This window comes from Salmonella sp. SA15303 (assembly GCF_029962125.1).
GTDB classification, from domain to species: domain Bacteria; phylum Pseudomonadota; class Gammaproteobacteria; order Enterobacterales; family Enterobacteriaceae; genus Salmonella; species Salmonella enterica.
Genome location: NZ_CP123924.1, coordinates 2,648,981 through 2,672,851, shown reverse-complemented (window position 1 = coordinate 2,672,851; position 23,871 = coordinate 2,648,981). Strand labels below are relative to the sequence as shown.

Below are 23,871 nucleotides of genomic sequence, written 5' to 3'. Positions count from 1 at the left end.
TAGTGAATAAAAGGTTGCCTGTAAAATTACAAAAACCTTACGCAGCGTCAAGCGGAATCGTGTCAATCATTGCGACAAATCAATCCTCTGCACAACCTTTGCGCGGCTGATTCGCCTCACTCTTCCTTTCGGCTTGAAACCACATGGGGGCGCCGCCCCGAATTTTAAAGGGCAACCGAGATAATAATGTGACATCAGTCACGATTCGTGAGCCGCCATTTCGCAATGATCAAGTTTAGAACAAAAGTTGGTACTGAGGTGTTAATGTTTTGTTAGAATCGGTCAGGCAATGTGAGCACGTTTAAAGTGAGATGTGAGCAAATGGCTAACCAACCTTCAGCAGAAGAACTCAAGAAAAAATTGTCCGAAATGCAATTCTACGTGACGCAGGATCGTGGCACAGAACCGCCATTTACCGGACGCCTGCTACATAATAAACGCGATGGGGTTTATCACTGCCTGGTCTGTGATACGCCGCTTTTTCACTCCCACACCAAATACGATTCAGGCTGCGGCTGGCCTAGCTTTTACCAGCCTGTCAGCGAAGAGGCGATTCGTTACATAGACGATTTTTCTCATGGAATGCAGCGTGTCGAAATTCGTTGCGGTAACTGCGATGCGCATCTCGGACACGTTTTCCCGGACGGGCCGCAGCCAACCGGTGAGCGCTATTGCGTTAACTCGGCCTCGCTGGCCTTTTCTGACGAGAAAAACGGCGATCAACTGAAAGGCTGAAAAAACGATTCAGCAAATTATTCCACAGGAGCGGACACATCATGAATCTTGATGAGATCATTAACAGCATGACGCCGGAAGTGTATCAACGTTTATCCACCGCCGTTGAGCTGGGTAAATGGCCGGATGGCGTGGCGTTGACGCCGGAACAGAAAGAAAACAGCCTGCAACTGGTGATGCTATGGCAGGCGCGGCACAATACCGAAGCGCAACATATGACGATCGATACTCACGGTCAGATGGTGATGAAAAGCAAGCAGCAGCTCAAAGCGGATTTCGGTATTACGTCAAAGCCGATTGCGACATTGAAAATGCAGTAACGGCAGCCGGATAAGAGGTAGCCGCCATCCGGCGGTTTCATTGCCAATGCGTTGTGCTTACCGGGCCTGCTCATTGCTGTCAGGCACAGGCCCGCCATATTTTTACCCATTAACGCTTAATGTCCAGCGAGTCCGCCAACTGTTTCGCTAACTGATTATTGTCATCGGTGCCTTATTCCCAGAACATTGCGCCAGCCAGCCCGCGCTTTTTAATCTGTTTTGTTAGAAGCGCTCTCCAGCCTGCGTTGAGCTTTGCCTGGTAGCGACGCTGACGTGACGTATCCGGCCCAAAGATCTATGCAATGGTCTCACCGTTGCGTGATGTATTGACCGGATACGATACCTGCTCCGCTACCTGGCGACAGCCTGGCCCTGCGTCTCTTCCCAGTCTGCCAGCGTATACAGCGTCGCGCCTGCCGACGCCATCTCCATAAACGCGTGCGCGCTATCCTGCGGGTGAATATTCACGCCGCGACAGCCATCGGTGATAACGTTAACGGCATAGCCCAACTCTAGCGCATCCAGCACCGTAAATTTTACGCAGTAATCGGTCGCCAACCCCATCACGATAAGCTCGGTAACGTCATGCTCGCGAAGCCAGGTATCAAGGGTAGTTTTCTGCCGATGTTCGTTGTCAAAAAACGCACTGTAGCTATCAATCAGCGGGTTTTCACCCTTATAGATGCAGGCGTCAATCGCATGTTGGTTAAGCAGGGGATGTAACGCCGCGCCGTCGGTATGTTGAACGCAGTGATCCGGCCAGAGCGTTTGCGGCAGCCCGTCCAGCTTTCCCTGACTATAGGGTTCCGCCTGATGCTGGCTGGCGAAGCTGCCATGCTGCGCGGGATGCCAGTCCTGGCTGGCCAGCACCGGAATCTGCCGGGGCTGGCACCAGTCAATAAGAGCGTTGGCGATGTCGATGGTGCTGTCGCCTTCCGCTACAGCCAGCGCGCCGCCGGCGCAAAAATCATTTTGCAAGTCGACCAGTAATAAGGCCCGGTTTGTCATTATCTTCTCCTTGTCGTCGGGATTTTTTAATCATCCGGCGTCAATTCACCACGCAAGTTTTGCGCCATCGCGCTACGAATCGCCTGAGTGTCCAGACCCTGGCTTAACAAATAATGCAGTTTGGTTAAGGTGGCTTCGACGGTCATATCGGCACCGCCAATCACGCCAGCGTGCGCCAGCGCATTACCGGTAGCGTACCCGCCCATATTGACTCGCCCTGACATGCATTGCGTCAGGTTAACCACCACGATGCCGCGCGAACTGGCCTCTTTCAGCTCCTGTAAAAACGCTTTATTTTGCGGCGCGTTGCCTACGCCATAAGAGCGCAGAATCAGCGCTTTTACCGGCTGACGCAGAAAGTTACGTACTACCTCGGCGGAAATCCCCGGATAAATCGTCACTACGCCTATCGGCTGCGGCGTAATAGGGTGAACGATTAATTCACCAGAACCGTAGGGCGCGGGAGGCGTATTTAAACGGCGAATGTGAATTCCTGCTTCCAGCAAGGGCGGCAGATTGGGAGAGGCAAAAGCGTCAAACCCATCCGCATGGGCTTTGGTCGTGCGATTACCGCGGAACAGACGATTATTAAAAAACAGCGTTACTTCATTAATAGGGTAGTTGGCGGCGACATAAAGCGCATTCAGCAAATTAATTTGCCCGTCGGAGCGCAGCTCAGCCAGCGGAATTTGTGACCCTGTCACAATGACCGGTTTACCCAGATTTTCCAGCATGAAAGAGAGCGCCGATGCGGTAAACGCCATCGTGTCGGTGCCGTGCAGAATAACAAAACCGTCATACTCATCGTAGTGCGCTTTGATATCTGCAGCGATATGCTGCCAGTCTTCCGGCGTCATATCTGATGAATCCATCAGCGGGGCATATTCATGGATGGTAAAATCCGGCATCTCCGGGCGGTGGAATTCCGGCATCAGCGCCAGCTGGCGCTGAAGGTGCCCGGACACCGGGATATACCCTTTATCTGAGCGCTGCATACCGATAGTACCGCCGGTATAGGCAACGTAAATTGATTTCTTTTGCATGATAATGTTCAGTCGTGTCGCGAAGGACGTATTAATGATTATCGGATGGCGGCTATGAGCAGACGCCGCCATCCGGTATGGCTATTGATGAAGCATTAGCGAACGTTCGCGCAAGTCAAACAGAACGCATAACGGTTTTGCGGATCGTTAAATGCCGCCAGTTTATCCCCCTCGGCCTTCACCGTGTTGGCGGCGGAAACGAGCGGCGCCGGGAGCATCGCCTGAATGGTCTCCGGCAGCATGGCGCGTACTGATCCGGTCATACTGTCCATGACCATATCAAGGACCGTCGGTTCGTCCTGATAGTAATCAAGATGCCACTGTTTCAGTTTCGCCAGCTCCGCCGCTTTGGCGACGGCGTCGTCAAAGTCGCCGAGACTGTCCACCAGACCATTGGCTTTCGCGTCTTCTCCGGTCCAGACATGGCCTTGTGCGATTTTATCAATTTGCTCCGGCGTACGCTTACGCGCGTCTGCCACCAGCGTGATAAAGCGTTTGTAGCCGTACTCAATACTGAGTTGCATCATCTGCTGCACTTCCGGTGACAGCGCTTTGGTCATCGAAATATCCGCCAGCGGCGAGGTGGAAACGCCGTCGCTGTGTACGCCAATCGACGACAGGCTGTTTTCTACCGTATTGATGACGCCGAAGATGCCAATTGAACCCGTCAGCGTGCTGGGGCTGGCCACGATATAGTTTGCCGGCGTAGAGATCCAGTAACCGCCGGAGGCCGCCATACCGCCCATTGAGACCACCACCGGTTTGCCAGCCGCTCTTGCCGCCGCCAGTTCGGCGCGGATAACTTCGGAGGCGTTGACGCTACCGCCTGGGCTATTGACGCGCAGCACAATCGCTTTCACTTTAGGATCAAGGCGTGCGTCGCGGATCTGCGATGCCGTAGTGTCGCCGCCGACATTCCCTGGCGTTTCTTCGCCATCCATAATCGCGCCATTGGCGAAAATAACCGCAATAGTACCGCCGGTATCCGCAGGCGTTTTCAGCGAATAATCGTAATAGCTGATCGCGCGATAGTTATTTTCGGTTTTGCTCCAGCCAAACTGCTTCGTCAGCGCTTTTTCAACATCTGCGCTGGAGGCGAGGGCGTCCACCAGTTTATGGTCGAGCGCATATTTGGCGGTGTCGCCGCCCACGCTGGTTAACCCGTCGATAATAGCCTGCGCGCCGGGGAAGAGTTGTTGCGGCGAAATCTGGCGATTGGCGGAAACGGTATGCAGGTAGTTCTGCCACAGTTCGCCTATCCAGCGGCTGTCGGCCTCGCGGGCGGCGGGCGACATATCGTCGCGGATAAACGGCTCGACGGCGGATTTATAGGTGCCGACCCGGAAAACGTGGGTAGAGACTTTCAGTTTATCCAGCAGCGTTTTGTAGTACAGGCCATTCGTAGCGAAGCCGTGAAGATCTACCTGACCCTGTGGGGAAAGCCAAATTTTATTAGCGAAACTGGCGAGATAATACTGACCCTGGCTGTAGTTTTCACCCACGGCGAAAACCGGTTTGCCGCTGTCGCGGAATTCGCGCAGCGCTTTACCGATATAGCGCATTGATGGCTGATCGGCGCCGGTGAAGTTTTTCAGATCCAGAACGATACCCGTGATATTACGGTCATCTTTCGCCTGACGAATAGCGTTGACGATGTCAAACAGGGAGTTTTCCTGCAGACGGTCGGAGCTGGCGCCAAATAACTGGCGACCCAGCGCGCCCAGACGATGATTGGTGGAGGGTTTATCCACAATGACGCCGGAAATATCCAGCAGCAGAGCGCCGCGCGCGGTTTGCTCACTGTTGCTGCCGTTACCGATCTGCATCCAGATCCCAACGCCCACCAGGACCAGAAAAATAAAGAACAGGTTGAGTACCATTTCACGGACGAAGTTCAACACTCGCCACGTCCATTTAAAAAATCCGGCAATAAATCGCCACAGGGTTCGCATGTATTCTCCCTATCTGAGTAACAACGCTTGTACCTTGGTGAGGATAAAGCATTAAGATGTGGCTATCGTAATGACCCATCAGGCAGTTGTCAGCAGGAATCACTGCCTGCGCTGTAACAAAATCCGCTCCCGTGTTAATTTTGTGAATAAATATCATTGCTGGAGTTAATCAAATGGATGCACTAGAACTGCTGGTCAACCGTCGTAGCGCCTCTCGTCTCGCAGAACCGGCGCCTGTCGGAGAGCAATTACAGAACATTCTGCGGGCGGGAATGCGTGTTCCCGATCATAAATCTCTACAGCCGTGGCGTTTTTTTGTGATTGAAGGAGAGGGGCGCGACCGCTTCAGCGCCGTACTTGAACAAGGCGCTGTCGCTGCCGGGGGGGATGAGAAAGCGATCGAAAAAGCGCGTAATGCGCCGTTTCGCGCACCGCTGATTATTACCGTGGTGGCGAAATGCGAAGAAAACCATAAGGTTCCGGTGTGGGAACAGGAGATGTCTGCCGGATGCGCGGTGATGGCGATGCAAATGGCGGCGATTGCGCAAGGGTTTAATGGTATCTGGCGTAGCGGCGCATTAACGGAGAGCGCTATTGTGCGGGAAGCCTTTGAGTGCCGCCCGCAGGATAAAATTGTTGGTTTTCTCTATCTCGGCACGCCGCAGCTCAAAGCGTCAACGACGATCAGTACCCCCGACCCCACGCCGTTTGTGCGTTATTTCTGACGCTGAGGGATAAAACTGTCTGGATTCTGAGCAAAGGCGCGGTAATTCAGACAGTGATACTTACCACATCAGGGAATGAGCGCTACCATAGCGCGAATGCAATGACAGGAGATGTCCATGAGCGAGCAAGCCATTCGTTTAACGCAATACAGCCACGGCGCTGGTTGCGGTTGTAAAATTTCCCCTAAAGTGCTGGAGACTATCCTGCATAGCGAGCAGGCGAAGTTCGTCGACCCGAACCTGCTGGTGGGTAATGAAACCCGCGATGATGCGGCGGTTTACGATCTGGGTAATGGCACCAGTATTATCAGCACCACCGACTTCTTTATGCCGATAGTCGACAACCCGTTTGATTTTGGCCGCATTGCGGCAACAAACGCCATCAGCGATATTTTTGCGATGGGCGGCAAACCGATTATGGCGATCGCGATCCTTGGCTGGCCGATTAATACCCTGTCGCCCGATATTGCGCGTGAAGTGACCGAGGGGGGGCGTTTTGCCTGCCGTCAGGCCGGTATCGCGCTGGCGGGCGGACACTCTATTGACGCCCCGGAGCCGATCTTTGGTCTCGCGGTCACAGGCGTAGTGCCGACCGAACGGGTGAAGAAAAACAGTACCGCGCAGGCGGGATGCAAACTCTTTCTGACCAAACCGTTGGGGATTGGCGTGTTGACCACCGCCGAGAAAAAATCGCTGCTTAAACCTGAACATCAGGGGCTGGCGACGGAAGTCATGTGTCGGATGAACGTTGCTGGCGCGGCGTTTGCCAATATCGACGGCGTAAAAGCTATGACTGACGTTACCGGTTTTGGCCTGCTGGGGCACCTGAGCGAGATGTGCCAGGGCGCAGGCGTGCAGGCGCTGCTTTGCTATCAGGACATCCCTAAACTGCCGGGCGTGGAAGAGTATATTGCTCTGGGCGCCGTACCGGGCGGCACAGAGCGCAACTTCGCCAGCTATGGTCATCTGATGGGCGACATGTCGCGTGAAGTTCGTAGCCTGCTGTGCGATCCGCAAACGTCAGGCGGTCTGCTGTTGGCGGTAACGCCGGACGCCGAAGACGATGTTAAAGCCACCGCGGCGGAATTTGGTATCGATCTGACCGCGATTGGCGAACTGGTCGAGGCCCGCGGCGGTCGCGCTATGGTTGAGATTCGTTAACCTGATGCGGTTGTTTATTGCCGAAAAACCGAGTCTGGGGCGCGCCATTGCGGATGTGCTGCCAAAACCGCACCGTAAAGGCGATGGTTTTATTGAGTGCGGAAACGGGCAGGTCGTCACCTGGTGTATTGGTCATTTGCTGGAACAGGCGCAGCCGGATGCGTATGACAGCCGTTATGCGCGCTGGAATCTGGCTGACCTGCCTATCGTGCCGGAAAAATGGCAGCTTCAGCCTCGTCCTTCCGTCACCAAACAGCTCAATGTGATTAAGCGCTTTTTGCATCAAGCCGGTGAAATTATTCACGCCGGCGACCCGGATCGCGAAGGGCAGCTTCTGGTTGATGAAGTGCTGGATTATCTCCAGCTTCCTGCCGAAAAGCGCCAGCAGGTGCGGCGTTGTCTGATAAACGACCTTAACCCGCAGGCGGTCGAGCGTGCTATTGACAGGCTGCGGGCGAACAGCGACTTCGTGCCGCTGTGCGTATCCGCGCTGGCGCGAGCGCGAGCGGACTGGCTGTATGGCATTAATATGACCCGCGCTTACACGATCCTGGGCCGGAATGCCGGCTATCAGGGCGTGTTATCCGTGGGACGCGTGCAGACGCCGGTACTGGGGCTGGTGGTGCGGCGAGACGAAGAGATTGAGAACTTCGTCGCCAAAGACTTCTTTGAAGTGAAGGCGCACATCGTTACGCCTGCCGACGAGCGTTTTACCGCTATCTGGCAGCCGAGCGAGGCGTGCGAACCTTATCAGGATGAAGAGGGGCGCTTGCTTCATCGTCCGCTGGCGGAGCATGTAGTGAACCGAATCAACGGTCAGCCCGCGCTGGTAACCAGTTATAATGATAAACGGGAATCAGAATCCGCGCCGCTGCCGTTTTCGCTCTCGACGCTACAGATTGAAGCCGCCAAACGCTTTGGCCTGAGCGCGCAAAACGTGCTTGATATTTGTCAGAAGCTATATGAAACCCACAAACTGATTACCTATCCGCGTTCCGACTGCCGTTATCTGCCGGAAGAACACTTTGCCGGACGGCAGGCGGTCATGAACGCGATTAGCGTCCACGCCCCGGATTTACTGCCGCAGCCTGTGGTTAATCCTGATACGCGCAATCGCTGCTGGGATGACAAAAAAGTGGATGCGCACCACGCGATTATCCCGACGGCGCGCAGTTCTTCTGTCCATTTGACGGAAAACGAAGCGAAAGTGTACACCCTGATTGCGCGTCAGTATCTGATGCAGTTCTGCCCGGACGCGGTGTTTCGTAAATGCGTTATTGAACTGGAAATCGCCAAAGGGAAATTTGTCGCCAAAGCGCGTTTTCTGGCGGAAGCCGGTTGGCGGACGTTACTGGGCAGTAAAGAGCGCGACGAGGAAAACGACGGTACGCCGCTGCCGGTTGTCGCCAAAGGTGATGAGTTGCTGTGTGAAAAGGGGGAAGTGGTCGAACGCCAAACCCAGCCGCCGCGTCATTTCACTGATGCGACATTGCTTTCCGCGATGACCGGAATTGCCCGCTTCGTGCAGGATAAAGATCTGAAAAAGATCCTGCGCGCGACCGATGGGCTGGGGACGGAAGCCACGCGCGCCGGGATTATCGAGCTGCTGTTCAAACGTAGCTTTCTGACCAAAAAAGGTCGCTACATTCATTCTACCGATGCTGGCAAAGCGTTAATACATTCGCTGCCGGAGATGGCGGCCCGTCCAGATATGACCGCGCACTGGGAATCTGTTTTGACGCAAATCAGCGAAAAGCAGTGCCGTTACCAGGATTTCATGCAACCGCTGGTCGGCACGTTATATCAGCTGATCGAGCAGGCTAAGCGCACGCCGGTGAAGCGCTTCAGAGGGATAGTCGCGCCAGGCGGTGGAGACAAGAAAAAGAGCGCGCCGCGTAAGCGAGCGGGCAAAAAAAGCCCGCCTGCTGCGGAGACAGGCCGTCAGACCGAATAAGCGTAAAGCTATCTGGCCTGACGACGGGATTAAATGACGCCCTGCGCCAGCATGGCGTCGGCGACTTTCACGAAACCGGCGATGTTGGCGCCCTGAACGTAGTTGGTATGCTTATTGTCGCCGCCGTATTCGACACAGGCGTGGTGGATATCCAGCATAATGTGATGCAGACGGGCGTCCACTTTCTCGGCTTTCCAGCTCAACCGCGCGGCGTTCTGCGCCATTTCCAGCCCCGATGTCGCCACGCCGCCCGCGTTGGCGGCTTTACCCGGCGCAAACAGTACGCCCGCTTCAAGGAAGAGATCGGTCGCTTCAATCGTGGTTGGCATATTTGCCCCTTCCGCCACGGCTTTTACGCCATTGGCAATCAGTACGCGCGCGGCGTCAACGTCCAGTTCGTTCTGCGTCGCGCATGGCAGGGCGATATCCACCGGTACGCTCCAGGGCTGCTGGCCTTCCAGATAGGTTAAGCCAAACTCACGGGCGTAGTCAGCGACGCGACCGTCACGGCTGGCTTTAATTTCACACAGACGCGCCAGCTTCTCTGGCGTGAAGCCACTTTCATCGACCACCGTCCCGCTCGAATCCGACGCGGTAACCACGCGCGCGCCAAAGGCCATCGCTTTCTCAATGGCGTATTGCGCTACGTTGCCGGAGCCGGACACGGCGACGCGCATCCCTTCGAAACCGAGACCATGACGTTTAAGCATCGCTTCGGTAAAGTAGACCAGGCCATAGCCCGTCGCCTCCGGGCGAATCAGGCTGCCGCCGAAGGAAAGCCCTTTGCCGGTGAAGACGCAGGAGCTGTTATTGGAAAGCTTGCGCATCATTCCCGCCATAAAGCCCACTTCGCGCCCGCCCACGCCGATATCCCCGGCAGGCACGTCGGTATCCGGCCCTAAATGGCGATACAGTTCAGTCATCAGCGCCTGGCAGAAACGCATCACTTCGCCTTCGCTTTTCCCTTTCGGATCGAAATCGCTGCCGCCTTTACCGCCGCCCATCGGCAACGTGGTGAGGGCATTTTTAAAGGTTTGCTCAAAGCCGAGGAACTTAAGGATGGAAAGGTTTACCGAAGGATGGAAGCGCATACCGCCTTTATAGGGGCCGATAGCAGAGTTGAACTGCACGCGCCAGGCGCGATTTACCTGCACCTGGTTTTTGTCGTCCAGCCACACTACGCGAAACTGGATTACGCGCTCTGGTTCAACCAAACGTTCCAGTAAAGACATGTGGCGGTAACGGGGGTTTTGTTCAAGAAACGGCCACAGGGTGGTCATGACTTCACGGACGGCTTGCGCGAACTCGGTTTGATGCGGGTCGCGCTTTTGTACATGGTTGAGGAACGATTCCAGAGAACATGTCTGATCCATAGATATAAAAACCTCTTATATATTAATGTGGTTGTATTTGCGTTTTATCAGAATATGTATTTGCAGTTTTCGACTATACCATCAGCAATGTGACGGTAAGCAAGAAAAAAATGACGCTGCTAAGTAAATTCATAACGGGGCGAGGGTCATAACTAAAAGCGATGACAAAAGAGGATTAAAGTTTTCACGGCGGCTTACCGTTATACTGAGAATATACTTAGAAAAATAAGGAAATCCTATGCGCCGAAGCCTCGTGGTCGCCGTGATGGCGATAATGCCAATGGTCGGGCTGGCAAACCAGAACAGTCGTCCTGATATTCAGGTGAATGTCCCGCCGGAAGTTTTCAGCACGCGCGGTCAGTCGTCCCAGCCCTGCATTCAGTGCTGCGTTTACCAGGATCAGAATTACTCCGAAGGCGCGGTAATAAAAGTGGAAGGCGTCTTGCTCCAGTGCCAGCGTGACGAAAAAACCATCAGCACGAATCCGTTAGTCTGGCGTCGCGTAAAGCTATAAACGCCTGCAATAGCGGAATATCCGCCGGGGCGAGGGGGTACTCCAGCGCCTCTTCCGGCGTACACCAGGCTAATGCCTGATGTTCCAGCGCACGTATCAGACCGTTAAACGCAGGCACATGCCAGGCGTGCAAATGAATTCGTCGGCCAGACACGTCGCGTTGATGGCTGGCGATATAGACGCCGGGCGTGGCGTCAATCCCTAACTCTTCGCGTAGCTCGCGGATAAGCGCCTGCGGCTGGGTTTCGCCGGGTTCGACTTTACCGCCGGCAAACTCCCATAAACCGGCTTGATCCGCATGAGCTGGGCGCTGGGCCAGCAGAATTTTGCCGTCGCATTCAATGATGGCGGCAACAACATCGAGTTTTTTTATCATTGTCGTTAAGGTCGTTATTCCTGCCGGGAAGCGTCGCGCTATCCCGGCCTTACGGTTAATCAGAAAGCGGAATCAAACACGAAACGTCGCCCAGACCGGCGCATGGTCGGAGGGTTTTTCCATACTGCGAATGTCGTAGTCTATACCGGTTTCTGCGCAACGTTCCGCCAGCGGAGCGCTTGCCAGCAAGAGGTCGATACGCAGCCCGCGATTATCCACGAAACCTTTCGAGCGGTAATCAAACCACGAAAATTTATCCATCGTTTGCGGATTCGCCTGACGGAACGTGTCCACTAATCCCCACTTCAGTAACCGTGACATCCATTCACGCTCCTCCGGCAGGAAGGAGCATTTACCGGTACGCAGCCAGCGTTTGCGGTTTTCTTCGCCGATGCCAATATCCAGATCGGTCGGGCTGATATTCATGTCGCCCATAATTAATACCGGATTATCGCACTTGAGTTCCGTTTCAAGATAGTTTTGCAAGTTCTGATAAAACTGCGCTTTCGCGGGGAACTTCAACGGATGATCCCGGCTTTCCCCCTGCGGGAAATAGCCGTTAATGACGATGATATTACCCAGCGGCGAGGGGATTTCCGCCATGATAATGCGGCGTTGCGCCTCTTCGCCATCATCCGGGAAACCGCGTCTGACGGAAATGGGCGTGGCTTTTGTTAGCAGCGCGACGCCGTAATGGCCCTTTTGTCCATGATAGAAAACGTTATAGCCCAGCTTCGCGACCTCTTCGAGCGGGAACATTTCGTCGTGGACTTTTGTCTCCTGTAGACCGATCACATCGGGCTGGTGTTTTTCGACAATCGCTTCAAGCTGATGGGGACGGGCGCGCAGGCCGTTGATATTAAAAGAGACAAATTTCATAGTCACTGCCACTTTGCAAGGTGAATCGTGTTGGGATGGTAACAGAAATTTTACCGGGTGACTGCCACTCATCGTCAGATTCGGCCAATGGAAGCGTATGGTGTTTTCTATAGCGCGAAAATGGCACGGTTTGCGTGCAGATGCGCCAGAACGGGGCGGTAATTTCCAGTAAATTTCGTATAAGATCACAATTCCAGAATTATATTTGGCAACTGAATAATATTTCGCTTTTTCCTCTTTTTAGCCACCGATTATGCGGAAATATTCACTTTTCATGCAGTAAAAGTGAATATCGCTACGCTGTAACCCATTGATTTACCGTTTATCACCTCTGTTTATGCAATGTTAACGCTGGCTGGCACGAATGCTGCAATCTACATTTACAGCGCAAACACTCATATTAATTAACATATAAATAACTTTATTTTTACCAAAAGAGGTCGCTATGTCTCTGTCAGTTACGCGCGAAAACTTTGATGAATGGATGGTGCCGGTATACGTTCCCGCGCCTTTTATTCCTGTACGCGGAGAAGGCTCACGCCTGTGGGATCAGCAGGGGAAAGAGTATATTGATTTTGCTGGTGGGATCGCGGTCAACGCCTTGGGACATGCGCATCCGGCGCTGCGCGAGGCGTTAAATGAACAGGCGAATCGCTTCTGGCATATCGGGAACGGTTACACCAATGAACCGGCGCTGCGACTGGCGAAAAAACTGATCGACGCGACCTTCGCCGAACGCGTTTTCTTTTGTAATTCAGGCGCTGAAGCAAATGAAGCTGCATTAAAACTGGCGCGCAAATATGCCCACGATCGTGTCGGCAACCATAAAAGCGGCATTGTGGCCTTTAAAAACGCGTTCCATGGCCGCACGCTCTTTACCGTCAGCGCTGGCGGTCAACCCACCTATTCACAGGACTTTGCGCCGCTGCCGCCGGATATTCGTCATGCAGCCTATAACGATCTGAACTCCGCCAGCGCGCTCATTGATGACAATACCTGCGCCGTGATCGTAGAACCGGTGCAGGGCGAGGGCGGCGTGATCCCCGCCACGAAAGCTTTTTTGCAGGGGCTGCGTGAATTGTGCGACCGGCATCAGGCGTTACTGATTTTTGATGAGGTGCAGACGGGCGTCGGACGTACCGGCGAACTGTATGCATATATGCATTATGGCGTTACGCCCGATATCCTGACGACCGCTAAAGCGTTGGGCGGCGGCTTCCCGATCGGCGCGATGCTGACCACGCAAGACTATGCCAGCGTCATGACGCCAGGCACGCATGGCACCACCTACGGCGGTAATCCGCTGGCGACGGCAGTTGCCGGAAAAGTACTGGATATCATCAATACGCCGGAGATGCAAAACGGCGTCAGACAGCGCCACGATGCGTTTATTGAACGTCTAAATACCCTTAATGTGCGTTTTGGCATGTTCAGTGAAATTCGCGGGCTGGGGCTACTGCTTGGCTGTGTGCTACAGACGGAGTTTGCCGGAAAAGCCAAACTCATCGCCCAGGAAGCGGCAAAAGCAGGCGTGATGGTGCTCATTGCCGGTGGCGACGTGGTGCGTTTTGCGCCAGCGTTAAATGTGAGCGACGAGGAGATAGCCACCGGGCTTGATCGTTTTGCCCTGGCGTGCGAACGCCTTCAGACGGGAGGCGTACCATGCGGGTGATTCGTCCTGTCGAACATGCGGATATCGCCGCGCTGATGCAGCTTGCAGGCAAAACGGGCGGCGGCTTAACCTCGCTACCGGCAAATGAAGCGACGCTGGCGGCCCGCATTGAACGCGCGCTAAAAACCTGGTCCGGCGAGCTGCCAAAAGGCGAACAAGGGTATGTATTCGTTCTCGAGGACAGTGAAACGGGTGAGGTCGGCGGGATCTGCGCCATTGAGGTCGCGGTCGGCCTTAATGACCCCTGGTATAACTATCGTGTCGGTACGCTGGTTCATGCCTCCAAAGAGCTGAATGTATATAACGCGTTGCCAACATTATTCCTGAGTAATGATCACACTGGCAGCAGTGAGCTTTGCACGCTGTTTCTCGATCCCGAATGGCGTAAAGAGGGTAACGGCTACCTGTTGTCAAAATCGCGCTTTATGTTTATGGCCGCGTTTCGCGATAAATTCAATGAGAAAGTGGTGGCGGAAATGCGCGGCGTCATTGACGAGCACGGTTATTCTCCCTTCTGGCAAAGTCTCGGCAAACGCTTTTTTTCTATGGATTTCAGCCGGGCGGATTTTTTATGCGGTACCGGGCAAAAAGCGTTTATCGCCGAGCTGATGCCCAAACATCCTATTTATACCCACTTCTTATCTGAAGAGGCACAGGCCGTGATTGGCGAAGTCCACCCGCAAACGGCGCCAGCCCGCGCGGTGCTGGAAAAGGAAGGCTTTCGCTATCGCCACTATATCGACATCTTCGACGGTGGGCCGACGCTGGAGTGTGATATTGACCGGGTGCGGGCTATTCGTAAAAGCCGACTGGTTGAAGTCGCGGAAGGGCAACCCGCGCCTGGCGACTATCCGGCATGTCTGGTCGCCAATGAAAACTATCACCACTTTCGGGCCGCGCTGGTGCGTGCCGATCCGCAGACTTCACGACTTGTACTTACCGCAGCGCAGTTGGATGCACTGAAATGTCGCGCGGGCGACCACGTTCGGCTGGTACGCCTTTGTGCTGAGGAGAAAACCGTATGACGCTATGGATAAACGGCGACTGGATAACCGGTCAGGGCGAACGCCGCCGCAAAACGAACCCGGTGAGCGCGGAGATACTTTGGCAGGGGAATGACGCTAATGCGGCACAGGTCGCCGAGGCCTGTCAGGCGGCGCGCGCGGCGTTTCCTCGCTGGGCCAGACAGCCTTTTGCCGCACGACAGGCTATCGTAGAGAAATTTGCCGCCCTGCTGGAGGCACATAAAGCCGAGCTCACGGAGGTCATCGCACGTGAAACCGGTAAACCGCGCTGGGAGGCGGCGACGGAAGTGACGGCGATGATCAATAAGATTGCCATCTCGATTAAGGCTTACCACGCCAGAACAGGCGCACAAAAAAGCGAACTTGTCGATGGCGCCGCGACGTTGCGCCATCGTCCTCACGGTGTGCTGGCGGTATTCGGCCCTTATAACTTTCCCGGCCATTTACCGAATGGCCATATTGTGCCCGCGTTGCTGGCAGGCAATACGCTGATCTTCAAACCTAGCGAGCTAACGCCATGGACCGGGGAAACGGTAATAAAACTCTGGGAACGGGCGGGGCTACCGGCAGGCGTTCTTAATCTGGTGCAGGGCGGCCGGGAGACCGGACAAGCGCTGAGTTCGCTCGACGATCTCGACGGACTGCTGTTTACCGGCAGCGCCAGTACCGGATATCAGCTTCATCGCCAGCTATCCGGCCAGCCGGAAAAAATCCTGGCCCTTGAAATGGGCGGAAACAACCCGCTCATTATTGAGGATGCGGCAAATATAGATGCGGCGGTACATCTGACGCTGCAATCGGCGTTTATTACCGCCGGACAGCGCTGTACCTGCGCGCGACGCCTTCTGGTAAAACAGGGTGCGCAGGGAGATGCATTTCTGGCGCGGCTGGTTGACGTCGCCGGACGTCTGCAGCCCGGCAGATGGGACGACGATCCGCAGCCGTTTATCGGCGGACTGATTTCAGCGCAGGCGGCACAGCATGTGATGGAGGCCTGGCGTCAACGAGAGGCATTAGGCGGTCGCACGCTACTGGCGCCGCGGAAGGTCAAAGAGGGAACCTCTCTGCTGACGCCTGGCATCATTGAGCTGACGGGCGTCGCGGATGTGCCGGATGAAGAGGTGTTTGGTCCGCTGCTGAACGTCTGGCGTTATGCGCATTTCGATGAGGCGATTCGTCTGGCGAATAATACCCGTTTTGGTCTGTCGTGTGGGCTGGTGTCGACGGATCGCGCGCAGTTCGAACAGCTCTTGCTGGAGGCGCGGGCAGGGATCGTTAACTGGAATAAACCGCTCACCGGGGCAGCGAGTACTGCGCCGTTTGGTGGTGTCGGCGCGTCTGGTAACCATCGGCCCAGCGCCTGGTATGCCGCCGATTATTGCGCCTGGCCGATGGCCAGTCTGGAATCTCCCGAACTAACGTTGCCTGCGACATTAAGCCCCGGCCTCGACTTTTCTCGCAGGGAGGCGGTATGACGGCGCATGAAGTTAATTTTGACGGGCTGGTGGGGCTTACGCACCATTATGCCGGGCTATCCTTCGGCAATGAGGCATCGACCCGCCACCGTTTTCAGGTGTCGAATCCTCGTCTGGCGGTAAAACAGGGGCTGCTAAAGATGAAAGCTCTGGCGGATGCCGGCTTTCCCCAGGCGGTGATCCCGCCGCATGAGCGACCTTTTATTCCGGCGTTGCGTCAGCTCGGCTTCACGGGTAGCGATGAGCAGATTCTGGATAAGGTTGCGCGTCAGGCGCCACGCTGGCTTTCCAGCGTGAGTTCCGCGTCGCCAATGTGGGTTGCGAATGCGGCGACGGTTTGCCCATCGGCAGACGCGCTGGACGGGAAAGTTCACCTGACGGTGGCGAATTTAAACAATAAATTTCATCGCGCTCTTGAGGCGCCTGTTACCGAAGCGCTGCTACGCGCCATATTTCGCGATGAAAGCCAGTTTTCAGTGCATAGCGCGTTACCGCAGGTCGCATTATTGGGAGATGAAGGCGCGGCGAATCATAACCGTCTTGGCGGCGAGTATGGTTCGGCAGGCGTGCAGCTTTTTGTCTATGGGCGCGAAGAGGAGAATGAAATACGACCCGCTCGTTATCCGGCGCGCCAGAGCCGCGAAGCCAGCGAGGCCGTGGCGCGTCTTAATCAGGTGAATCCGCAACAGGTTATCTTCGCTCAGCAGAACCCGGAGGTCATCGATCAAGGCGTATTCCATAATGATGTCATCGCCGTTTCGAATCGACAGGTATTGTTTTGTCACGAAGCGGCGTTTGCCCGGCAGAAAGTGCTCATTAATCAGTTGCGTACGCGCGTTGACGGTTTTATGGCGATAGAGGTGCCCGCCGGCGAGGTTTCTGTATCAGATGCTGTGGCGACCTACCTGTTTAATAGTCAGTTGCTAAGCCGTAACGACGGCTCAATGCTGTTAGTGTTGCCGCGGGAATGTCAGGACCATGTCGGCGTCTGGCGCTATCTGAATAAGCTGGTGGCGGAGGATAACCCCATCAGCGCGATGCAGGTGTTTGATTTGCGAGAAAGTATGGCCAACGGCGGCGGCCCGGCCTGTCTGCGATTACGCGTGGTGTTAACAGAAGAAGAACGAAGGGCGGTGAATCCAGCGGTAATGATGAATGACGCTCTGTTTACGGCCCTTAACGCGTGGGCGGATCGTTATTATCGCGATCGCCTGACCGCTGCCGATCTGGCCGATCCGTTATTATTGCGAGAAGGCCGGGAGGCGCTGGATGTGTTAACGCGTCTGCTGGATTTGGGGTCGGTTTATCCTTTCCAGCAAACGGGGGCGGCTGATGGATAACTTTCTGGCGTTGACGCTAAGCGGCACGACACCGCGGGTGACGCAGGGGAAGGGCGCGGGTTTTCGCTGGCGCTGGTTAGGCCATGGTCTGCTTGAACTCACGCCCGATGCGCCGGTCGACCGCGCGTTAATTCTTTCTGCGGGGATACACGGTAATGAAACCGCGCCGGTCGAGATGCTGGATAAGCTGCTGTCGGCGCTGTATTCAGGCAGCTTGACGTTAACGTGGCGAGTGCTGGTGGTACTCGGCAATCCGCAGGCGCTGGCGGCGGGAATACGCTATTGTCACAGCGATATGAACCGTATGTTTGGCGGGCGTTGGCAGTCCTTTGCCGAAAGCGATGAAACGCGGCGGGCGCGTGAGCTGGAGCTAAGTCTGGAGACCTTCTTTTCATCTGGCCAGGCGCGGGTACGCTGGCATCTGGATCTGCATACCGCCATTCGTGGCTCGCATCATTTGCGTTTTGGCGTATTGCCGCAGCGCGACCGCCCGTGGGAGACAGATTTTCTGGCGTGGCTGGGCGCGGCAGGACTAGAGGCGTTGGTATTTCATCAGGCGCCCGGCGGTACGTTTACGCACTTTAGCTCTGAACATTTCGGCGCGCTTTCCTGTACGCTGGAGTTGGGAAAGGCGTTGCCGTTTAGGCAAAACGATCTGACGCAGTTCAACGTAACCTCGCAGGCGTTGTCGGCGTTGCTGAGCGGTGTCGAAACGTCAACCTCGTTTTCGCCGCCGCTACGCTATCGGGTGGTGTCGCAAATCACGCGTCACAGCGACAAGTTCGCGCTTTATATGGATGCGCAAACGCTGAATTTTACTGCCTTTGCGAAGGGAACGTTGCTGGCCGAGGAGGGGGATAAGCGCGTGACGGTGACGCATGACGTTGAATATGTTCTCTTTCCTAATCCCTCTGTCGCCTGCGGATTGCGGGCTGGATTAATGCTGGAAAGACTGCCCTGATAAATGTCCCTGTAAGCTCACGTTAGGATTACAGGGATGATTTGGGACACAGTTTCATGCTATTACGGATTATTCCTGGAGAATTGCTTTATTAATAAGCGTTGCTGCGTTATAGTTCTGCATAATTTCTGCTATATCATGCTGTTGTATATTTCTCTTTCAACTCTGCGCAATTTATTCTTTTTTTCTTCACAATTGGCGAAAAAGTGTTTTTTATACTTTCATTGTTTTACCGTTGTTATGACTAATTGACGCTAAGACGGTTAAAGTTAATCACGACAACACGGCGCTGTTTTAAATATGCCGTAAAAATAACTGAAAGGAAGGATAGAAATATGCGTAAACTGACTGCTCTATTTGTTGCCTCTACCCTGGCGATGGGTGCTGCGAATCTCGCTCATGCCGCTGAGACTACCACCGCCGCGCCAGCGGATGCGAAGCCAATGATGCAGCATAAAGGTAAATTTGGCCCACATCACGATATGATGTTTAAAAACCTGAACCTGACGGACGCACAGAAGCAACAAATTCGCGACATTATGAAAGCGCAGCGCGAGCAAATGAAACGTCCGCTGCTGGAAGAGCGTCGCGCCATGCATGATATTATCGCCAGCGATACCTTCGATAAAGCCAAAGCCGAAGCGCAAATTACGAAAATGGAAGCGCAGCGCAAGGCCAATATGCTGGCGCATATGGAAACCCAGAATAAAATTTATAACGTTCTGACGCCGGAGCAGAAAAAGCAATATAACGCTAATTTTGAGAAGCGTCTGACGGAACGCCCGGCGCAAGAAGGTAAAATGCCTGCTGCGGCAGAATAACTTTCCGCATAATTTAAGACCGCCGGTCTTGTCGACAACACAATCGTTGAGGTGGACAGGATCGGCGGTTTTCTTTATGACTGGCGACAGTCGGTGTGCAGTTCAATGATCTCATATTGACCTGACATTAACGGTTTACAGAGAATCTTATAGCCGTCCTGATCAAAACCCGCAGGTGTGCGCACCAGGGTGGCGGCCTCATCCAGCGAGGGTACCGCCCCCAGCCATAACCAATTGTTGATAATGTGGAACTGGGTCATTTGTGGGCGGCTCTCTTTTAACGCGATAGCGCCTTTCCAGGGCCAGCAAACCACACGTAACCGTTCCAGCGAGGCCTGCAGACGAAGAAAATGCGCCTGCGGGGTTTCTTGCCCACAACACGCGCCAGCGCAGCGCTTCAGAGCGAAACGAAAACAGGCGCGCCCACGGCTTACCGGTTCAAGCCCCAGCAGGCCATAACACAATTTTTGTTCATCGGCGAGGTTCTGTAAGCTTTGCAGCGCCGCCCGACGGTTGGCGAAGAGGCCAAACAGGTTTGGCTCATGGGAAAAATCGACGCTGCGGGCGGAAACGACCTCAATCTTTTGTTCGCTCAACTGGAGAGAGCAAAGCTGGCGATTACGCCGTAACCGCTTGTTAAACAGCGGCTGTTGTTCTTTGATCAGCCGCGCCTCCAGCAGCAACGCGCCCATTTCCCCAGCGGTGCAGATCCAGCTTATCCGCCGCGCCTGTCGCAGCATAGTGGCCTCGTCAGGCGTTCGCAGATGTGAAAGCACCCGGCTGCGAATATTCACGCTTTTACCGATATAAAGCGGCAGCGTATCGCTTTCGCTATGAAATATATAGACGCCCGGTAAGGCTGGCGCTTCGCTGAGGAAAGGACGTAAATGTTCTGGATATTCGTAAATGGCCGCCGCTTCAAACTCAAGGCGGGGGGCTGATTGACGCCGTACCACAGTGATCTCCGTTAACTGGTTATTCATCCAGTATAACAGCGGATGGGTGATTAAAAAAGAGGCTGGGAAGAGAGGAGGCCGGATAGACGAGCGATATCCGGCACAACAGTAGAAGTACGCTTACCTTTTCCAAAAGTCGTCGAATACCGTAATCGGTAAACAGCGCTTATGTTCAGTTTTTACATACCAGCCTTCGATAGTTTTAGCGATGGCGGGGTCCAGCGTTTTGCCTTCCAGGTAATCGTCAATATTGTCATACGTTACGCCCAGCGCGGCTTCATCAGGCAGTGAAGGGCGGTCGTCTTCCAAATCGGCGGTGGGGACTTTTTTATACAGATGCTCAGGACAGCCCAGCGCTGCGAGAAGCTGTTTGCCCTGGCGTTTGTTAAGGCGATGAAGCGGGTTAATATCGGTACCGCCGTCGCCATATTTGGTGAAGAACCCGGTTATCGCTTCCGCCGCATGGTCGGTGCCCACCACGACGCCGTGAGTCATACCGGCGATGCTATATTGCGCTTTCATTCGCTCACGCGCTTTTTCATTGCCGCGAACAAAATCGCTCAGCTCAATTCCCGCTTCGCGCAGCGCCTGTTCGCTGGCGAGGACGGCGCCTTTAATATTGACGGTGAGTACTCTGTCCGGCTGAATAAAAGCAATGGCGTCCTGGCAATCCTGTTCATCAGCCTGTACGCCATAAGGCAGACGAACGGCGATAAACTGCAGCGCATTATCACCGGTCTCTTCTCGCAATTCGGCGATAGCCATCTGGCTGAGTTTCCCGGCCAGCGTCGAATCCTGCCCGCCGCTGATGCCTAACACCAGCGATTTCAAAAAGGGATAGGTTTTCAGGTACGCTTTAAGAAAATCCACGCTGCGGCGAATTTCTTCTTCAGGGTTGATATGCGGTTTCGCGCCAAGCGCCTGGATTATCTCTTGCTGCAGAGTCATTTAACCCCCTTCGACATTAAAAAAATGAATCTTTACCCTGTTAAAGCTAACCCTTCGCCGCTGAAACAACAAGGTTTGGCGGGCTAAGCGGTGTTTAAAACAACATGTCGCTGCGTTAGAGAATTTTCCGAAAGACTTTTTGTGGCGAGGCGCGGCTTGAAAAATGTTCTGATGTATTCCAGGCTTACATAACACGCTGATAAACAAGAGGACGGAAAATGAACAAGAACGTAGCAGGAATTTTAAGCGCAGCGGCGGTAATGACTATGCTGGCAGGTTGTACGGCGTATGATCGTACAAAAGACCAATTTGTTGAGCCTGTCGTTAAAGATGTTAAAAAAGGAATGAGCAGGGCGCAAGTTGCGCAGATTGCGGGCAAACCGTCATCTGAAGTGAGTATGATTCATGCGCGCGGTACCTGTCAGACCTACATCCTGGGTCAACGTGATGGTAAAGCGGAAACCTACTTTGTTGCGCTGGATGATACCGGGCACGTGATTAACTCCGGCTACCAGACCTGTGCGGAGTACGACACTGACCCACAGGCGCCGAAGCAGTAACAACTGTACATTGCCTGAACATTCAAGGAAACCGGCCTGCGAGCCGGTTTTTTTGTGCCTGCCATAACCTTATTTATTATCGCGAATTATTTGCCCGAAATGTGAGGGGGGTCATAACGCCAGGTCAATGAGAGACAATTTAGTGGGTCAAGGAAATACCATCCGGTGGTCCGATCCCGTATACTCATTTCAGCCACCTAAAAAAGTAAATCCGGTTACGCAAGTCGCCCAGAGTATGGATGCAGGTTGAGGCTTGCGGCGTATCTGGTTGACAGATAATCGCACATGAGGAAGGTTTTTATGGAAAAGAAACACATTTATCTGTTTTGTTCTGCGGGCATGTCAACATCGTTACTGGTATCAAAAATGCGCGCTCAGGCTGAAAAATATGAAGTGCCGGTGATTATTGAAGCATTCCCTGAAACCCTGGCCGGTGAAAAAGGCCCGGCAGCGGACGTCGTGTTATTAGGCCCGCAAATTGCTTATATGCTCCCCGAAATTCAGCGTTTATTACCTGGTAAACCGGTAGAAGTCATTGATTCAATGTTGTACGGCAAGGTAGATGGCTTAGGCGTGCTTAAAGCTGCGGTAGCGGCAATTAAAAAAGCCGCCGCGAATTAATTATTTTTTAATTTTTCCCGTCAAAGAGTTATTTCATACACTAACCGCAATATTTTATTGCGGTATTTAAGGGTATTTTTCTATGAGTAACGTTATTGCTTCACTTGAAAAGGTACTCCTTCCTTTTGCTGTAAAAATAGGAAAGCAGCCACACGTTAATGCAATCAAGAACGGCTTTATTCGTTTAATGCCATTAACCCTTGCGGGGGCGATGTTTGTATTAATTAATAACGTTTTCCTGAGCTTTGGGGAGGGGTCGTTTTTTTATTCCATGGGCATTCGGCTTGATGCCTCAACCATTGAAACACTTAATGGATTGAAAGGCATCGGCGGGAACGTCTATAACGGCACATTGGGCATTATGTCGCTCATGGCGCCATTTTTTATCGGCATGGCGCTGGCGGAAGAGCGCAAGGTTGATGCGCTGGCCGCCGGATTGCTTTCCGTGGCGGCATTTATGACCGTAACGCCGTATAGTGTCGGCGAGGCCTATGCCGTAGGCGCTAACTGGCTGGGTGGTGCAAATATTATCTCCGGTATTATTATTGGCCTGGTGGTCGCGGAGATGTTTACATTTATTGTCCGGCGCAACTGGGTGATTAAGCTACCGGACAGCGTACCGGCTTCGGTGTCTCGTTCATTCTCAGCATTAATTCCCGGCTTTATTATTCTCTCTATTATGGGGATTATTTCCTGGGCGCTGTCTAATTACGGTTCTAACTTCCATCAGATTATTATGGACACTATCTCTACGCCGCTGGCATCGCTGGGTAGCGTGGTAGGGTGGGCATATGTCATTTTTGTACCGCTGCTGTGGTTCTTTGGTATTCATGGTTCGCTGGCGCTGACCGCGCTGGACAGCGGCATCATGACGCCCTGGGCGCTGGAAAACATCTCTATTTACCAGCAGTATGGCTCCGTCGATGCGGCGCTGGAAGCCGGTAAAACGTTCCATATCTGGGCGAAACCGATGCTGGATTCTTATATCTTCCTCGGTGGTAGCGGCGCAACGCTGGGTCTGATCATCGCTATCTTCCTGGCATCCCGTCGCGCGGACTATCGCCAGGTGGCAAAACTGGCGCTGCCGTCAGGTATCTTCCAGATTAACGAACCCATCCTGTTTGGCCTGCCGATTATTATGAACCCGGTGATGTTTATCCCCTTCATTCTGGTTCAGCCGATTCTGGCGGCGATTACGCTGGTGGCTTACTATTTGGGTATTATTCCGCCGATTACCAATATTGCGCCGTGGACCATGCCAACCGGGTTGGGGGCGTTCTTTAACACCAACGGCAGTGTCGCCGCGTTGCTGGTTGCGCTATTTAACCTGGCGGTCGCTACCCTGATTTATCTCCCCTTCGTGGTGGTGGCTAACAAAGCGCAGAACGCCATCGAGCAGGAAGAAAGCGAAGAAGATATCGCTAACGCACTGAAATTCTAAACTCCGCGCCG

Annotated in this window: 23 protein-coding genes; 15 read left to right on the top strand and 8 right to left on the bottom strand. The window is 53.9% G+C overall.

The window, feature by feature from the left end:
- The first annotated feature begins 321 nt into the window (after positions 1 to 321).
- Together msrB and QEN31_RS13110 are read left to right on the top strand one after the other, a co-directional pair.
- Positions 322 to 735, top strand: coding sequence for a peptide-methionine (R)-S-oxide reductase MsrB (msrB, locus tag QEN31_RS13115; RefSeq protein ID WP_001519539.1), 414 nt, complete (start codon positions 322 to 324; stop codon positions 733 to 735).
- Between the two features lie 41 nt (positions 736 to 776).
- Positions 777 to 1,055 carry a YeaC family protein gene (locus QEN31_RS13110; RefSeq protein ID WP_001046864.1) on the top strand — a complete coding sequence of 93 codons (279 nt, stop codon included), beginning with the start codon at positions 777 to 779 and terminating at the stop codon, positions 1,053 to 1,055.
- A gap of 351 nt (positions 1,056 to 1,406) precedes the next feature.
- Here the strand turns inward: QEN31_RS13110 and pncA are convergent, their stop codons facing one another.
- The 3 genes from pncA to sppA form a co-directional block, all read right to left on the bottom strand.
- Complete coding sequence (gene pncA / locus QEN31_RS13105; RefSeq protein ID WP_000184708.1) at positions 1,407 to 2,063, bottom strand: bifunctional nicotinamidase/pyrazinamidase; 657 nt, start codon at positions 2,061 to 2,063, stop codon at positions 1,407 to 1,409.
- Between the two features lie 26 nt (positions 2,064 to 2,089).
- Positions 2,090 to 3,106 carry an asparaginase gene (ansA, locus tag QEN31_RS13100; protein ID WP_001170134.1) on the bottom strand — a complete coding sequence of 339 codons (1,017 nt, stop codon included), beginning with the start codon at positions 3,104 to 3,106 and terminating at the stop codon, positions 2,090 to 2,092.
- Between the two features lie 95 nt (positions 3,107 to 3,201).
- Positions 3,202 to 5,058, bottom strand: a complete 1,857-nt coding sequence (gene sppA / locus QEN31_RS13095; RefSeq protein ID WP_001259876.1) for a signal peptide peptidase SppA — start codon at positions 5,056 to 5,058, stop codon at positions 3,202 to 3,204.
- Positions 5,059 to 5,231: 173 nt separating this feature from the next.
- On the opposite strand from sppA, the gene QEN31_RS13090 reads away from it, so the two are divergent.
- The 3 genes from QEN31_RS13090 to topB all read left to right on the top strand — a co-directional run bounded on the left by QEN31_RS13090 (position 5,232) and on the right by topB (position 8,898).
- Positions 5,232 to 5,783, top strand: coding sequence for an NAD(P)H nitroreductase (locus tag QEN31_RS13090; protein ID WP_000339313.1), 552 nt, complete (start codon positions 5,232 to 5,234; stop codon positions 5,781 to 5,783).
- Positions 5,784 to 5,900: 117 nt separating this feature from the next.
- On the top strand, positions 5,901 to 6,944 hold the full coding sequence (gene selD, locus QEN31_RS13085; protein ID WP_001294900.1) for a selenide, water dikinase SelD: 1,044 nt from the start codon (positions 5,901 to 5,903) through the stop codon (positions 6,942 to 6,944).
- Positions 6,945 to 6,948: 4 nt separating this feature from the next.
- Positions 6,949 to 8,898: a DNA topoisomerase III gene (gene topB / locus QEN31_RS13080; protein ID WP_001235865.1), complete on the top strand. Its 1,950-nt coding sequence runs from the start codon at positions 6,949 to 6,951 to the stop codon at positions 8,896 to 8,898.
- Between the two features lie 29 nt (positions 8,899 to 8,927).
- Here the strand turns inward: topB and gdhA are convergent, their stop codons facing one another.
- A complete protein-coding gene (gene gdhA / locus QEN31_RS13075; RefSeq protein WP_000372869.1) occupies positions 8,928 to 10,271 on the bottom strand; it encodes an NADP-specific glutamate dehydrogenase in 1,344 nt (447 codons plus the stop codon).
- Between the two features lie 238 nt (positions 10,272 to 10,509).
- Between gdhA and QEN31_RS13070 the strand changes: the two genes are divergently transcribed.
- Entirely contained in the window at positions 10,510 to 10,785 is a 276-nt protein-coding gene (locus QEN31_RS13070) for a YnjH family protein (protein WP_001254681.1), read from the top strand.
- Here QEN31_RS13070 and QEN31_RS13065 read toward each other — a convergent pair.
- Both QEN31_RS13065 and xthA read right to left on the bottom strand, forming a co-directional pair.
- A complete protein-coding gene (locus tag QEN31_RS13065; RefSeq protein ID WP_000592132.1) occupies positions 10,745 to 11,161 on the bottom strand; it encodes a pyrimidine (deoxy)nucleoside triphosphate diphosphatase in 417 nt (138 codons plus the stop codon). The genes QEN31_RS13070 and QEN31_RS13065 overlap by 41 nt on opposite strands.
- Before the next feature lie 72 nt (positions 11,162 to 11,233).
- Positions 11,234 to 12,040 carry an exodeoxyribonuclease III gene (gene xthA, locus QEN31_RS13060; protein WP_320225815.1) on the bottom strand — a complete coding sequence of 269 codons (807 nt, stop codon included), beginning with the start codon at positions 12,038 to 12,040 and terminating at the stop codon, positions 11,234 to 11,236.
- Between the two features lie 445 nt (positions 12,041 to 12,485).
- Between xthA and astC the strand changes: the two genes are divergently transcribed.
- The 6 genes from astC (at position 12,486) to spy (ending at position 19,334) form a co-directional block, all read left to right on the top strand.
- Positions 12,486 to 13,712 carry a succinylornithine/acetylornithine transaminase gene (astC, locus tag QEN31_RS13055; protein ID WP_000059493.1) on the top strand — a complete coding sequence of 409 codons (1,227 nt, stop codon included), beginning with the start codon at positions 12,486 to 12,488 and terminating at the stop codon, positions 13,710 to 13,712.
- Positions 13,703 to 14,737 carry an arginine N-succinyltransferase gene (gene astA, locus QEN31_RS13050; RefSeq protein WP_001263889.1) on the top strand — a complete coding sequence of 345 codons (1,035 nt, stop codon included), beginning with the start codon at positions 13,703 to 13,705 and terminating at the stop codon, positions 14,735 to 14,737. Before astC ends, astA begins: the two co-directional genes overlap by 10 nt.
- Positions 14,734 to 16,212, top strand: coding sequence for a succinylglutamate-semialdehyde dehydrogenase (astD, locus tag QEN31_RS13045; RefSeq protein ID WP_000177268.1), 1,479 nt, complete (start codon positions 14,734 to 14,736; stop codon positions 16,210 to 16,212). Before astA ends, astD begins: the two co-directional genes overlap by 4 nt.
- Positions 16,209 to 17,552, top strand: a complete 1,344-nt coding sequence (gene astB, locus QEN31_RS13040) for an N-succinylarginine dihydrolase (protein ID WP_000123952.1) — start codon at positions 16,209 to 16,211, stop codon at positions 17,550 to 17,552. Before astD ends, astB begins: the two co-directional genes overlap by 4 nt.
- The gene (gene astE / locus QEN31_RS13035) at positions 17,545 to 18,513 is read left to right on the top strand and encodes a succinylglutamate desuccinylase (RefSeq protein WP_000368454.1); all 969 of its coding nucleotides are present in this window, start codon (positions 17,545 to 17,547) and stop codon (positions 18,511 to 18,513) included. Before astB ends, astE begins: the two co-directional genes overlap by 8 nt.
- Before the next feature lie 335 nt (positions 18,514 to 18,848).
- On the top strand, positions 18,849 to 19,334 hold the full coding sequence (spy, locus tag QEN31_RS13030; protein WP_001228998.1) for an ATP-independent periplasmic protein-refolding chaperone Spy: 486 nt from the start codon (positions 18,849 to 18,851) through the stop codon (positions 19,332 to 19,334).
- A 74-nt stretch (positions 19,335 to 19,408) separates the two neighbouring features.
- Here the strand turns inward: spy and cho are convergent, their stop codons facing one another.
- Positions 19,409 to 20,290, bottom strand: a complete 882-nt coding sequence (gene cho, locus QEN31_RS13025; protein WP_001526281.1) for an excinuclease Cho — start codon at positions 20,288 to 20,290, stop codon at positions 19,409 to 19,411.
- A 120-nt stretch (positions 20,291 to 20,410) separates the two neighbouring features.
- Positions 20,411 to 21,238 (bottom strand): ammonia-dependent NAD(+) synthetase, encoded by an 828-nt coding sequence (gene nadE, locus QEN31_RS13020; protein ID WP_099949678.1) that lies wholly within the window; start codon positions 21,236 to 21,238, stop codon positions 20,411 to 20,413.
- A 218-nt stretch (positions 21,239 to 21,456) separates the two neighbouring features.
- Between nadE and osmE the strand changes: the two genes are divergently transcribed.
- The 3 genes from osmE (at position 21,457) to chbC (ending at position 23,860) form a co-directional block, all read left to right on the top strand.
- A complete protein-coding gene (gene osmE, locus QEN31_RS13015; RefSeq protein ID WP_001039301.1) occupies positions 21,457 to 21,798 on the top strand; it encodes an osmotically-inducible lipoprotein OsmE in 342 nt (113 codons plus the stop codon).
- Between the two features lie 300 nt (positions 21,799 to 22,098).
- Positions 22,099 to 22,419 (top strand): PTS N,N'-diacetylchitobiose transporter subunit IIB, encoded by a 321-nt coding sequence (gene chbB / locus QEN31_RS13010; protein ID WP_000412161.1) that lies wholly within the window; start codon positions 22,099 to 22,101, stop codon positions 22,417 to 22,419.
- Between the two features lie 82 nt (positions 22,420 to 22,501).
- The gene (gene chbC / locus QEN31_RS13005) at positions 22,502 to 23,860 is read left to right on the top strand and encodes a PTS N,N'-diacetylchitobiose transporter subunit IIC (protein ID WP_000073064.1); all 1,359 of its coding nucleotides are present in this window, start codon (positions 22,502 to 22,504) and stop codon (positions 23,858 to 23,860) included.
- Positions 23,861 to 23,871: the final 11 nt, after the last annotated feature.

Excerpts from the sequence above, each read along its gene's own strand:
- msrB (WP_001519539.1), top strand. The coding sequence starts at position 322 with ATGGCTAACCAACCTTCAGCAGAAGAACTCAAGAAAAAATTGTCCGAA.
- QEN31_RS13110 (WP_001046864.1), top strand. The coding sequence starts at position 777 with ATGAATCTTGATGAGATCATTAACAGCATGACGCCGGAAGTGTATCAA.
- pncA (WP_000184708.1), bottom strand. The coding sequence starts at position 2,063 with ATGACAAACCGGGCCTTATTACTGGTCGACTTGCAAAATGATTTTTGC.
- ansA (WP_001170134.1), bottom strand. The coding sequence starts at position 3,106 with ATGCAAAAGAAATCAATTTACGTTGCCTATACCGGCGGTACTATCGGT.
- sppA (WP_001259876.1), bottom strand. The coding sequence starts at position 5,058 with ATGCGAACCCTGTGGCGATTTATTGCCGGATTTTTTAAATGGACGTGG.
- QEN31_RS13090 (WP_000339313.1), top strand. The coding sequence starts at position 5,232 with ATGGATGCACTAGAACTGCTGGTCAACCGTCGTAGCGCCTCTCGTCTC.
- selD (WP_001294900.1), top strand. The coding sequence starts at position 5,901 with ATGAGCGAGCAAGCCATTCGTTTAACGCAATACAGCCACGGCGCTGGT.
- topB (WP_001235865.1), top strand. The coding sequence starts at position 6,949 with ATGCGGTTGTTTATTGCCGAAAAACCGAGTCTGGGGCGCGCCATTGCG.
- gdhA (WP_000372869.1), bottom strand. The coding sequence starts at position 10,271 with ATGGATCAGACATGTTCTCTGGAATCGTTCCTCAACCATGTACAAAAG.
- QEN31_RS13070 (WP_001254681.1), top strand. The coding sequence starts at position 10,510 with ATGCGCCGAAGCCTCGTGGTCGCCGTGATGGCGATAATGCCAATGGTC.
- QEN31_RS13065 (WP_000592132.1), bottom strand. The coding sequence starts at position 11,161 with ATGATAAAAAAACTCGATGTTGTTGCCGCCATCATTGAATGCGACGGC.
- xthA (WP_320225815.1), bottom strand. The coding sequence starts at position 12,040 with ATGAAATTTGTCTCTTTTAATATCAACGGCCTGCGCGCCCGTCCCCAT.
- astC (WP_000059493.1), top strand. The coding sequence starts at position 12,486 with ATGTCTCTGTCAGTTACGCGCGAAAACTTTGATGAATGGATGGTGCCG.
- astA (WP_001263889.1), top strand. The coding sequence starts at position 13,703 with ATGCGGGTGATTCGTCCTGTCGAACATGCGGATATCGCCGCGCTGATG.
- astD (WP_000177268.1), top strand. The coding sequence starts at position 14,734 with ATGACGCTATGGATAAACGGCGACTGGATAACCGGTCAGGGCGAACGC.
- astB (WP_000123952.1), top strand. The coding sequence starts at position 16,209 with ATGACGGCGCATGAAGTTAATTTTGACGGGCTGGTGGGGCTTACGCAC.
- astE (WP_000368454.1), top strand. The coding sequence starts at position 17,545 with ATGGATAACTTTCTGGCGTTGACGCTAAGCGGCACGACACCGCGGGTG.
- spy (WP_001228998.1), top strand. The coding sequence starts at position 18,849 with ATGCGTAAACTGACTGCTCTATTTGTTGCCTCTACCCTGGCGATGGGT.
- nadE (WP_099949678.1), bottom strand. The coding sequence starts at position 21,238 with ATGACTCTGCAGCAAGAGATAATCCAGGCGCTTGGCGCGAAACCGCAT.
- osmE (WP_001039301.1), top strand. The coding sequence starts at position 21,457 with ATGAACAAGAACGTAGCAGGAATTTTAAGCGCAGCGGCGGTAATGACT.
- chbB (WP_000412161.1), top strand. The coding sequence starts at position 22,099 with ATGGAAAAGAAACACATTTATCTGTTTTGTTCTGCGGGCATGTCAACA.
- chbC (WP_000073064.1), top strand. The coding sequence starts at position 22,502 with ATGAGTAACGTTATTGCTTCACTTGAAAAGGTACTCCTTCCTTTTGCT.